This window comes from Nocardia sp. CA-135398 (assembly GCF_050955845.1).
In the GTDB taxonomy this organism is placed as follows: Bacteria; Actinomycetota; Actinomycetes; order Mycobacteriales; family Mycobacteriaceae; genus Nocardia.
In genome coordinates this window covers 1,826,997-1,838,268 of record NZ_CP192084.1, presented here as the reverse complement: position 1 = coordinate 1,838,268, position 11,272 = coordinate 1,826,997, and the positions used below count along the sequence as shown (strand labels likewise).

Genomic DNA, 11,272 nt, shown 5'->3' with positions numbered 1-11,272 from the left:
CGCCTGGATCTGCGACGGATTTCCAGATGCGCCAATATGAGACCTGTGTCGCCTCTCAATGTGTACCGGTTCGGGCCTGACGACGGGCCGAAAGTCCTGGCCCTGCACGGCGTAACCGGCCACGGCAAACGCTGGGAGGATCTTGCCAACCGACATCTGCCCGATGTCCGGTTCATCGCCCCTGACCTGCGCGGACACGGTCGCTCGACCGCGTTGCCGCCGTGGAACTTCGAGACCATCGTCGAGGATCTGGTCGAACTGCTCGCCGCGGAGACCGATGAACCGGTGGTCGTCGTCGCGCACTCGTTCGGCGGGGCCTGCGCGCTGCACCTGGTGCATCGGCATCCGCACCTGGTGCGCAAGCTGATCCTGCTCGATTCGGCGATCGCGCTGGAGGCGGAGCGCCTGATGGATATCGCGCTCTCGAGTCTGGCCTCACCGGACTACGACACCGTCGAGCACGCCCGCCAGGACAAGATCGCGACCGGCTGGGGCGAGGTGGAGCCGCGCCTGCTCGATGCCGAACTCACCGAACATCTGATGCCGACCGCCGACGGCCGGGTCGGCTGGCGGATCAGCCTGCCCGCCGTCAACTCCTACTGGGGACAGCTGGCCAGGCACTATGTGCTCCCGCCCGCTGACCTGCCGACCATCCTGGTGCAGGCCATGAAGGTGGTGCCCCCCTTCGTCACCCCAGAGTTCCGCGCCGCCCTCACCGCGCATCTGGGCGCGAATCTGACCGTGCTCGAATGGGACTGCGACCATATGGTCGCCCAGGCCCGACCGGCCGAGACCGCGGCGCTGATCCGATCGGTCCTGTAGTGGCCACCACCGATGCCGAGGTCGAGCGGGTGCGCGCGCTGGTCGCGACCGTGCCGCCGGGCCGGGTCGTCACCTACGGCGATATCGCCGCGGCGGCCGGATTGTCCACCCCGCGCACCGTCGGCTGGATCATGCGCACCGACTCCGCCGATCTGCCATGGCATCGGGTGATCGGCGCGGGCGGCAAGCCCGCCGCACATCTGGCCGATCGGCAGTTGCGCCTGCTGGCCGCCGAGGGCGTGCCGATCCGCGACGGTCGAGTGGACCTGCGCGGCGCGCGTTTTCCGCTCCCGTAAACGGCCCCGCCGCCGTCGATCGGCGGTTAACGTTGAATTATGTCCACCCGCCTGGCGTGTGTCGTCTTCGATGCGGACCGGCCCCGGTTCGTCGCGGATTTCTGGGCCGAGTTGCTGGGCTGGGCGGTGACGATCGACCGCGCCGAAGAGGTCGATGTGGCGGCACCCGATCCGGACGGCCACGATCTGGCCCTGACCTTCCTGCCGACCGCACGCGCCAAGGACGGCAAGAACCGGATGCATCTGGATCTGGCCAGTCGCTCGCTCGATCATCAGCGGGTGCAGGTGGACCGCGCACTGGCGCTGGGTGCCCGTCACGTCGATATCGGCCAGGGCGCGGTGCCGTGGGTGGTGCTCGCCGATCCGGAGGGCAACGAGTTCTGCGTCCTGGAGCCGCGCGAGGAGTATGTGGACACCGGTGCGGTCGCCGCCATCGTGATCGATACGCACGACCCGAAGCGGCTGGCCGAATTCTGGTCCACCGCCTCCGGCTGGCCGGTCGCCTACGACGGCGCGCGGGTAGCCGGGCTGCGCTCGGCGACGGGGCTGGGTTCCTGGCTGGAGTTCGTCCATACGCCGGATGTGCGGACCGGCCGCAATCGACTGCGCTTCGATCTGGCGTCCTTCCCCACCGACGATCCGGCCGCCGATGTGGCCCGGCTACGTGCGGCGGGCGCGACCCAGGTCGACGCGGACGGCGCGCCCGGGGTGGTGCTCGCCGATCCGGAGACGAACGAGTTCTGCCTGCGCCGACCGGCCTCCGACTATTCGACGGTCTAGACCTTGGTCCGCTGGAACCGGACCGCCCTCCCCGGATCTGTACATCCGACGAATTAGCATGTCGGCCATGCCCTCTCTCGTGCCAGGCGCTGACCGGTGACCACCGCCGACGCGATCGTGCTCGCGGGCGGACGTGCCAGCCGGATGGGGGGCGTCGATAAGCCCGCCATCATCATCGGCGGCCGATCCATGCTCGATGCCGCCCTGGCCGCGGTGGCGCCGTGCGCGCGGACCGTGGTGGTCGGACCGCATCGGCCCGGATTGGACGCGCGGATCGCGCAGGTGCGGGAGGTGCCGCCGGGTTCGGGTCCGGTCGCCGCGGTGGGAGCCGGATTGCGCGCGCTCGGTCCGACCGCCGCCCCACTGGTGGTGGTGCTCGCGGCGGATCTGCCGTTCCTGTCCAAGGCGACGGTGACCGAGCTGATTCGGCACGGCTCCGAATCGGGCGCGGACGCGGTGTTCGCGGCCGACGAATCCGGCCGACCGCAGTATCTGATCGGCGTGTGGCGACGGACGGCGCTGGCGGCCGCGTTGCAGCGGCTGGATTCGCTGATCAATCAGCCGATGAAGGCGCTGATCCCGGCCGATACGGCTACCGTCACGATGGCCGGTATCGCCGATTGCGATACCGAGGAGCAGGTGCGAATGGCCAGGTTGGCTTGGGACACCAGAGCCGTCGGCGAGTCTCGTCCCGGACCCCCGGCGGCGGTTGCCGCAACGCCGCTGCCGCTGGATGAGGCACGGGATATCCTGCGCGCCAACCTCTCTCGACTCACCGAGTACCGGACCGAATTGAGTTCCGTGCGCGGTGCCGCGCTCGCCGCGCCGCTGACGGCGGTCGGATCACTGCCGCGCTTCGATGTCTCCGCGATGGACGGATACGCGGTAGCCGGTGACGGACCGTGGCGTTTGCGGCGCGATATCGGTTTCGCGGGCGGGCGACGGCCGGTCGGGCTGCTGCCCGGTGAGGCGGTGCGAATCGCGACCGGCGCCCATGTGCCCGACGGCACCACGCGGGTGCTGCGTGATGAATTCGCGCGGATCGAGGATGACGAAATGCTGTACCAGCATGAGGATTCCCCGCTGCGCGCCGATATTCGCCGCCGCGGCGAGGACCGGGCACCGGGCGATCTCGTCGCTCCCGAGGGCACACCGGTCACGGCCGGGCTGATTTCCGCCGCCGCCAGCGTGGAGGTGACCGAAGCGTCGGTGCGCGGCCCGGTGCGGGCCCGCATCATCATGACCGGTGACGAGATCCGCAGCACCGGCCCGCTGCAGACCGGTCAGACCCGCGACTCGATCGGGCCGATTCTGCCGGATGTGCTGTCCTGGTATGGAATTCGAGCGATCGATCGGGTGCACCTGCGTGATACTCCGCGCGGCTTCGACGAGGTGCTCGGCGCGGCGGACGATTGCGACCTACTGGTGATCGTCGGCGCGACCGGAGGAGGCGCCGCGGACCAGCTGCGTGCGGCGATCGCCCGTGCCGAGGCCCGAATCCTGGTGCACCGCTTGAAATTGCGCCCGGGCGGGTCCACGGTTGTCGCGGAATTATCCAGCGGTACAACTGTTCTCGGCCTGCCGGGAAACCCCTTCGCGGCGGTCGCCGTGCTGATGGCGCTGTCACCCGCCCTCGTCGAAGGCCGAACCGGCAGCCATCCGCTGCGACCGCTTATCGGGCCGCTGCGCAATGCGAGCGCAATCTCTGGACCCGTCCCCCGCATCGTCCCGGCTCGGCTTGCCCCATACGGCGGTTGGCTGGGCGATCCGCAGATCCGAACCACCCATCTGGGCGGCGTGGTCGACCGTGACGGCCTGGTCATCGTCCCCGCCGAGGCCACCGACGACGACCTCGTCGAATTCCTCCCGCTCCGGGTGTAAAGAATCGGTTTTTTCTTCCACTGATGATGTCCGCTCGCTATTGTGTGATGGTTAGGCGAATCCAACATCACTTCGGAAAGGACCGAGTGGAGATGGCTGAAAAGTCGAAGAAGGCGCCTAAGAAAATGCCCAAGCAGATGGAACGGCAGCAGCAACAGCAGCGCCAGGAGCAGGGCATGAACCGAGCCGGCTCGAGCACCGATCGCGACCGCATCGAAAGCGATCAGCGAGGCCAGGCTTCCGATCGGCGAGGCGCTGACCAGCGCCGAACCGGACAGCACTGATCTGAAACGGGCCGCCGGTTCCTCGATGTGAGCCGGCGGCCCGGTTGTGCGCGGCCCGCTTCGTTTCGTCCGGTCTCCGGTTCGCCGGCCGTTGGAAAACTATTAACGGCAATACTTTCCGGCCGGTCGACGGCTTAATTCTTTCCGATGGCCACGCCCCGGCGAGTTATTTTGCGCGCAAAAATTATGCGTGCCCATCGAAGCGGGTCGAATGGAACTCCCCGCACAAGCAATCATTTCGACTCGTCCGGTCGACGGCGGGGCTCGAGCGCCGAGGCGCAGCAGCACTTGGCTGTCGGGGGCGCGACGGGTGGGATCAGGAATGGGGACTGCTTCCAGGAGGCGGCGTGTGTAGTCGGCCCGAGGGGATGCGAATACCTCGGCGACGGGGCCGGTTTCGACGACGGCGCCCGCGCGGAGGACCACGACGCGGTCGGCGACCTGGTGGACCACCGCGAGGTCGTGGCTGATGAACAAGCAGGCGAAACCGTATTCGACGCGCAGGTCGTGAGTGCGAGTCCGTCGTCGGCGAGGGTCCACGATTTCGCCAGCAGCGGTGCCGGTTCCAGTGTGTCGTGCGGATACCGGACCAGCGACTCGTCGACGAGGCCGATGAGCGCGGGCACGGTTCCGCTATTGGTGAGCGGGTTGGCCGGGATGATATCGGTGGGCCAGCCGACCTTCCATGCGGTCAGCGTTTAGGCGCACCGTGCGCAAAAGGCTGGTGACCTGGGCGGGTGGCAGTTTTGACTGGAATGATGCCTGTTCCATCCCATGCCCGCGGTTATGAAGGTTTCACCGGCGCCATCGGCCGCACCACCGCCGACGCCACGCCCGAATGGACCTATCCGCCCACCGCCCCCGATGGTGCGCCGAACATCATCGTGGTGCTCATCGACGATATGGGATACAGCGATATCGGCCCGTTCGGCTCCGAAATCGAGACCCCGACGCTGGACCGGCTGGCCGCCAACGGTCTTCGACTCACCAATTACCACACCACCCCACTGTGCTCGCCCTCGCGCGCCTCGCTGCTGACCGGAATCAATGCCCACCGCGCCGGTTTCGGCTTCGTCGCGAATGCCGATCCCGGATATCCCGGTCTGCGCCTGGAACTCGCCGACGATGTGCTGACGCTGCCGGAAATACTGCGCGCCAACGGCTATGCCACCTATGCGGTCGGCAAATGGCATCTGGTCCGCGATGCCACCATGAACCCCGCGGCACACCGGGATTCGTGGCCGACCCAGCGCGGCTTCGACCGCTACTACGGTTCGCTGGAAGGCCTCAATTCCTTCTACTACCCGAACCAGCTGGTTTCGGACTCCTCGGTCGTCGACATCGAGGAATATCCCGAGGGTTACTACCTCACCGACGATCTGACGGATAAGGCGATCAGCTATATCAAGGATCTGCGCGCCCACGACGCCGCCAAACCGTTCTTCCTGTACTTCGCCCACGTCGCCATGCACGGACCGTTGCAGGCCAAGCCGGAGGATCTGGCCAGATATCGCGGCCGCTACGCCGAGGGCTGGGACAAACTGCGGCAGAACCGCTTCGCCGATCAGCTTGCCGCGGGTCTGTTCCCGGAGGGGACACAGCAGAAGCCGCGCAATACCGAGCCGGGATATGAAGCCGCGGAATGGGATTCGCTCACGCCCGAGGAACAGCGGCGCTTCGCCAGGTATATGGAGGTGTATGCGGGCATGGTCGACAGCATCGACCAGAGCCTCGGCCGCCTTCTCGATACCCTCGAGCAGCTGGGCGAACTCGATAACACCATCGTCCTGTTCACCTCGGACAACGGCGGCACCGCGGAGGGCGGACCGGAGGGCACCCGCACCTATTTCGCGGAATTCGCGCATATCACCGATCCGGACTGGATCGGTGACGTGCCGCATGACGAGGAGCTGATCGGCACCGCGAAACTGGGTGTGCACTATCCGCGCGGCTGGGGCCAGGCCTCCAATACGCCGTTCCGCTTCTACAAGGGCCAGACCTTCGCGGGCGGGGTGCGGGTGCCGTTCCTGCTGTCCTGGCCGAAGGGACTGCCGCGCACCGCGGACGACGACGGCATCCGGCACGAGTACACCTACGTCACCGATCTCGCGCCCACCCTGCTGGAGCTGGCCGGGCTGCGGCGGCCGAGTGTGCGTAATGGATTGCCCGCCAAGGATTTCGATGGCATCTCGGCGGTCGAGACGCTGCGCGATCCACGCGCGGTTTCCAAGCACACCGAGCAGTACTCGGAAATGGTCGGCAATCGCGGCTTCTACCGCGACGGCTGGAAACTGCTCTCGCTCTATGAACCCGGCACCGATATCGACGCGCCGCGGTGGCAGCTGTTCGATGTCCGCGCGGATCCGACCGAACTGCACGATCTTTCCGAGCAGTTCCCGGAGAAAGTCGCCGAACTCGCCGCCGCCTGGGACGACTCCGCCTGGGCGAATACGGTTTTCCCGCTGGTCACCCGTCAGGATCTGGCACGGCGGCGACCCGAGGAGGGGCGTTTCTCCGCACCGGTGCGACTGCTGCCTGGCACACCGACTCTGGAGCGCTACCGCTCGCAGCGGTTGATCGCCTACCGCGACTTCACGATCGACGCCGAACTCGCCGGCTACCAGCCCGGCGACGAGGGTGTGCTCGTCGCGCACGGTGATCCGCTCGGCGGCTATGTGCTCTATATCGAGGACGACCGAGTCTTATTCGGGCTCAACAGCTATGGCATCTACAACACGGTTGCGAGCGAACCGCTCGCTGCGGGTGTCCGACGGATCACCGTGCGCGCCACCGTTCGTCCGCGACTGCGCGCGGATTTCGTCATCGAAATCGACGGCGTACCCGGGCCGCGACTGCGCGATCAGATTCAGCTCGTCGGCATGTCACCGTGGACCGGCATTTCGGTCGGCGTCGATGCCCGCGGCCCGGTCTCCTGGGAGCTGCGCGAACGCCGAGGCGTCTTCCGCTATACCGGCGATCTGCGCGCGATCACCTACACCCCGGGCCCGATCCAGGTGCCGCGGCAGACCATCGAGGCGGTGGAACGCGAGGCGGAGTTCGTCGCGGAATGAGCCGGGTGCAGATTTCCGGCGGCACCGCCGGTCCGATACCGTTGACCAGGGACAACACCCCACTGCGCACGAGGCGAAGGATGCACCTGATGGACGACAGTTCACTGAGCTGGGACGACGGTGCGCTGGTCACCATCGACCAGCGCGAACTGCCGCACGAGGTGCGCGAGCTGCGGCTCAGCACGGTCGACCAGGTGATCGACGCCATCAAGACGCTGGCCATCCGCGGTGCGCCCGCGATCGGCATCGCCGGTGCGTTCGGCGTGGTCATCGCCACCGCCGCACACACCACCGACGGTGTCGTCGATGTGGCGCGGGCCGAGGCGGATGCCGCGCGGATCGCCGAGGCCCGGCCCACCGCCGTCAATCTGGCTTGGGCAGTGCGGCGGGTGCTGCCCGCGGTGCCGCTCGGCGCGGATGCGGTACTCGCCGAAGCCCAGGCCATGCTGGCCGAGGACGGACGGGTCAACCGGGCAGCCGCGACCCATGCCGCCGATCTCGTGCAGCGGTTGTGCCCGGACCGGCCGTTGCGGGTGCTCACCCACTGCAATACCGGGCGGCTGGCGACCAGCGCCTATGGCACCGCGATCGGGGCGATGCGGGTGCTGTCGGAGCGCGGTGCCATCGAGAACGTCCTGGTCGACGAGACCCGACCGCTACTACAGGGTGCCCGGCTGACGGCCTGGGAGCTGGCCGAGGCGGGCATACCGCATCGGCTCACCATCGATTCGGCCGCCGCCTGGGCGATGGCGACCGGTCAGGTCGACTGCGTGCTGGTCGGCGCGGACCGAGTGAGCGCCAATGGCGATGTCGCGAACAAGATCGGCACCTATGGGCTCGCCATCGCGGCCAACCACCACGGCATTCCATTCATCGTGGTCGCGCCGGAGTCGACGCGTGATCCGAAGATGGCGACCGGTGCGAATATCGTCGTCGAACAGCGGGCCGCCGCCGAGGTGACCGGATTCGGCGGTGTCACAACGGCTCCCGTCGGTACCGCGGTTTTCAACCCGGCCTTCGATGTGACGCCCGCGGAGTTGGTGACGGCGGTCGTGACCGAGCTGGGTGTCGTCTATGGCGCGAATGCCGAAGGTGCGGCCATCGCCGATATCGCCCGCGAGTTGTACGGGCGGGGTTGGATGCCGGGCACGGCGGGCAATATCTCGGTGCGCACCGGCGATACCGCGGTGATCACCGGCAGTGGTTTGTCCAAGGGCGAATTGACCGGTGCGGATATGGTGACCGTCCGCATCGCCGATTCCGCGCCGACACCGAATCAGCGGCGAAAGCCCTCGGCGGAGACCACAATTCACACGGCGGTGTACCGAACCACCGGTGCCGCGGCCGTTGTCCACATTCATCCGCCCTACGCGACGGCCGCCGTGACGCGCTCCGGCTCCCCTGCCGCACCGACCACCCTGCGGATCACCGACTACGAACTCATCAAAGGTCTGGTCGCCAAGCAGTCGGACGGCAGCTATCCGACCGCCCTGGACCTGCCCGTCTTCCCGAACTGGCCCGAGGTCGCGCGCATCGGCGCGGATATCGAGGCCTACCTGCTCGAGAACCCCACCGCGGCACCGGTATTGGCTATCGCAGGTCATGGGATCACGACGTGGGGCGACAATCTTCCCCAGGCTCGCGACCGCGCCGAATGCCTCGAGGCCCTGTGTGAGCTGGTGGCTCGCACCGGCCGTCGGCAGGCATTCGCCACGCGCAATCCGAACGAGATCCTCGAGATTGGACTGACATCATGACGTTGTTGCAGGTTATGGCCGCCGACGATGCCGACAAGATACTGCTGCGCACCACCGACGATGCGCTGATCGGGGCCGAATTGGCCGCTCGCGGTATCACTTTCGATCGGTGGCCGGTGCTGGACAATGCCACCGAGACCGCCTCGGAGGAACTGCTCGCCGAATACGCCGATCGCGTGGCCGAGCTCAATGCCTCCGGCCGCTACCAGCACATCGATATCGCCCGCATCCATCCGGACGACGCGAATCCGGAGTGGCCGCAGATCGCCAAGGGCGCGCGGGAGAAGTTCCTGAACGAGCATCGGCACGCCGAGGACGAGGTGCGGTTCTTCGCGGCCGGACGCGGCTGCTTCTATCTGCATCTGGGTGACGAGGTGGTGGCCGCGGTATGCGAAGGCGGCGATCTGCTTTCGGTTCCGGCTGGCACACTGCACTGGTTCGATATGGGCACCCGGCCCGACTTCATCGCCATCCGCTTCTTCGAGGAAGCCGACGGCTGGGTCGGCGATTTCACCGGTGACCCCATCAGCTCGGGTTTCCCGACACTCGATCAGCTGCTGACGGCCCCGTGATCGCCGCGGTCGTCATCGATATCGAGGGCACAACCAGCCCGACCAGTTCGGTGCGCGAGGACCTCTACGGCTACACCCGCGCCCGCCTGCCCGAATGGCTGGCCGAAAACCGCACGGCCGCGGCCGCGCCCATTATCGCGGCCACCCGCGAACTCGCCGACCGCCCCGATGCCGACACCGAGGAGATCGCCGCGATCCTGCGCGACTGGCTCGGCTCCGATGTGAAGGCCGAACCGCTCAAGGCCGCGCAGGGCATCATCTGCGCCGAGGGCTTCCGCAGCGGCGCGCTGCACGGGGAGTTCTTCCCGGACGTCCCACCCGCCCTCGCCGCCTGGCACGCCGCCGGTCTGCGGCTCTATGTCTACTCCTCGGGATCGGTACGCAACCAACAGGATTGGTTCACCTTCGCCCGCGGCGGCGATCTGGCCGCGCTGATCAGCGGCTACTTCGACCTGTCCAGCGCGGGTCCGAAACGCGAATCCGCCTCCTACGAAAAGATCGCGAGCGCCATCGGCACTCCCGCCGATCGCATCCTGTTCCTGTCCGACCATCCCGACGAACTCGATGCCGCCGTTACCGCGGGCTGGTCGGTGACCGGTGTCCACCGGCCCGGCGAACCGAATCCCGCACGCCCCCCGCATCATTGGATCTCCTCGTTCGCGGAACTGACGCTGCCCTGAGCTATGCGCCTGCCGTGCGAGTCAGGCGCTGATCAGGGGCGGACTGTGCATGAGCCGGCCGGGCTGGTCACTGATCGGCGCACCTGCTCGGGATGCCGAGGAAGAATTGGATCCTGCCCGGATGATTACCCGAATCGACCCGGAACAGTTGGACATCCAGTCGATAGCACTCCCCGGAGGCCAGATCGCGCAGATGCATGGGCCGATCCCGGCCGTAGGTGGTGCCGCCCGCGGCCCACATTCTGCGGAAGTCCGGATACCCGCCGAGTTCGTCGAGGAATTCGATGGACCAGGCGGTATCGCCGGACTGACCGATCAGTCCGCGCAGCCAGTCGACGGTGAGCGCGGCCTCGCGCTCCCATTCGACCATGACCTGTTTGGACAGCTCGTTGCCGAAGAACCAGCGCAGCACATTCACATCGTCGACCAGGCCGGGAAATGCGGTGGCGTAGGAGTCATTACAGGACAGGACATTCCATCGGGTATCGACATAGGCCGCCGCATTCGGCTCGTGCAGGCGCAGTCCGTCGCGCATATCCGTGCCGATCTCATCGCGCAGTTCGAGCACCGAGGGAAATCGGTCCACGCCCAATCCGGCCAGATCGAAAAACAGTCGGCGTTCGGCATCGGTGAGCGGCGCCATCCGATCCAGATATCCGATCAGCGCATTCACCACCGTCCTGGTGGGATGTTCCCGGTCGCCGCTCTCCAGGTGGGTGATATAGCTGGTGCTCACGCCCGCGGCGAATGCCAGCTTTTCCCGAGAAATGCGTCGATCGTCGCGCAGTCTGCGCAACTCGCCACCGAAGGTGGGCGGGCGCACCCGAGCCCCGTCGCCGGACTCGGTCGACCTGCTTGGCACAGCAATACACTCCTATGAAGCTGTAGATGTTCGACAAAGCTGGTAGTTCTGCACAGAAGTGCGAGCCGATCCAATATTAAACGACGTGTTTGCTCCAATTTCCGACCGGCATCCAAATGCCCGGCCGCCACACCGAACACGAATCCCCCAGAGCACCAACAACATTCGCGCCGAACCCGCGGATCCAGCGCCGCCTCCAGATAGCTGCTGCCGCGCCCGGGATTCCGTCGAACGTAGTCGAATGGTGGTCACCCAAGGCGAATTCGA

11 protein-coding genes are annotated in these 11,272 nt (G+C 66.9%); 10 read left to right on the top strand and 1 reads right to left on the bottom strand.

Features of this window, described 5'->3' with window-relative positions; translation table 11 throughout:
* Positions 1-36 precede the first annotated feature (36 nt).
* The 10 genes from ACQP1T_RS08290 (at position 37) to mtnC (ending at position 10,143) form a co-directional block, all read left to right on the top strand.
* Entirely contained in the window at positions 37-822 is a 786-nt protein-coding gene (locus ACQP1T_RS08290; protein ID WP_433759356.1) for an alpha/beta fold hydrolase, read from the top strand.
* Positions 822-1,118, top strand: a complete 297-nt coding sequence (locus tag ACQP1T_RS08285) for an MGMT family protein (protein WP_433759355.1) — start codon at positions 822-824, stop codon at positions 1,116-1,118. The genes ACQP1T_RS08290 and ACQP1T_RS08285 overlap by 1 nt, the downstream gene beginning before the upstream one ends.
* A gap of 39 nt (positions 1,119-1,157) precedes the next feature.
* Complete coding sequence (locus ACQP1T_RS08280) at positions 1,158-1,898, top strand: VOC family protein (RefSeq protein ID WP_433759354.1); 741 nt, start codon at positions 1,158-1,160, stop codon at positions 1,896-1,898.
* A gap of 96 nt (positions 1,899-1,994) precedes the next feature.
* On the top strand, positions 1,995-3,779 hold the full coding sequence (locus ACQP1T_RS08275) for an NTP transferase domain-containing protein (protein WP_433759353.1): 1,785 nt from the start codon (positions 1,995-1,997) through the stop codon (positions 3,777-3,779).
* Between the two features lie 92 nt (positions 3,780-3,871).
* Positions 3,872-4,063, top strand: a complete 192-nt coding sequence (locus ACQP1T_RS08270) for a hypothetical protein (RefSeq protein WP_433759352.1) — start codon at positions 3,872-3,874, stop codon at positions 4,061-4,063.
* A gap of 288 nt (positions 4,064-4,351) precedes the next feature.
* Positions 4,352-4,765 (top strand): hypothetical protein, encoded by a 414-nt coding sequence (locus ACQP1T_RS08265; RefSeq protein WP_433759351.1) that lies wholly within the window; start codon positions 4,352-4,354, stop codon positions 4,763-4,765.
* 56 nt (positions 4,766-4,821) lie between these two features.
* The gene (locus ACQP1T_RS08260; RefSeq protein WP_433762087.1) at positions 4,822-7,134 is read left to right on the top strand and encodes an arylsulfatase; all 2,313 of its coding nucleotides are present in this window, start codon (positions 4,822-4,824) and stop codon (positions 7,132-7,134) included.
* 89 nt (positions 7,135-7,223) lie between these two features.
* On the top strand, positions 7,224-8,891 hold the full coding sequence (mtnA, locus tag ACQP1T_RS08255; protein ID WP_433759350.1) for an S-methyl-5-thioribose-1-phosphate isomerase: 1,668 nt from the start codon (positions 7,224-7,226) through the stop codon (positions 8,889-8,891).
* Complete coding sequence (locus ACQP1T_RS08250) at positions 8,888-9,463, top strand: 1,2-dihydroxy-3-keto-5-methylthiopentene dioxygenase (protein WP_433759349.1); 576 nt, start codon at positions 8,888-8,890, stop codon at positions 9,461-9,463. Before mtnA ends, ACQP1T_RS08250 begins: the two co-directional genes overlap by 4 nt.
* Positions 9,460-10,143 (top strand): acireductone synthase, encoded by a 684-nt coding sequence (mtnC, locus tag ACQP1T_RS08245; RefSeq protein WP_433759348.1) that lies wholly within the window; start codon positions 9,460-9,462, stop codon positions 10,141-10,143. The genes ACQP1T_RS08250 and mtnC overlap by 4 nt, the downstream gene beginning before the upstream one ends.
* 67 nt (positions 10,144-10,210) lie before the next feature.
* On the opposite strand, the gene ACQP1T_RS08240 is transcribed toward mtnC, so the two are convergent.
* A complete protein-coding gene (locus ACQP1T_RS08240) occupies positions 10,211-11,005 on the bottom strand; it encodes a helix-turn-helix domain-containing protein (RefSeq protein WP_433759347.1) in 795 nt (264 codons plus the stop codon).
* Between the last annotated feature and the right edge of the window lie 267 nt (positions 11,006-11,272).

Bases quoted from the DNA above. Each gene is read 5' to 3' on its own strand.
- ACQP1T_RS08290 (WP_433759356.1), top strand. From the start codon at position 37: ATGAGACCTGTGTCGCCTCTCAATGTGTACCGGTTCGGGCCTGACGAC.
- ACQP1T_RS08280 (WP_433759354.1), top strand. From the start codon at position 1,158: ATGTCCACCCGCCTGGCGTGTGTCGTCTTCGATGCGGACCGGCCCCGG.
- ACQP1T_RS08270 (WP_433759352.1), top strand. From the start codon at position 3,872: ATGGCTGAAAAGTCGAAGAAGGCGCCTAAGAAAATGCCCAAGCAGATG.
- ACQP1T_RS08260 (WP_433762087.1), top strand. From the start codon at position 4,822: ATGCCTGTTCCATCCCATGCCCGCGGTTATGAAGGTTTCACCGGCGCC.
- mtnA (WP_433759350.1), top strand. From the start codon at position 7,224: ATGGACGACAGTTCACTGAGCTGGGACGACGGTGCGCTGGTCACCATC.
- ACQP1T_RS08250 (WP_433759349.1), top strand. From the start codon at position 8,888: ATGACGTTGTTGCAGGTTATGGCCGCCGACGATGCCGACAAGATACTG.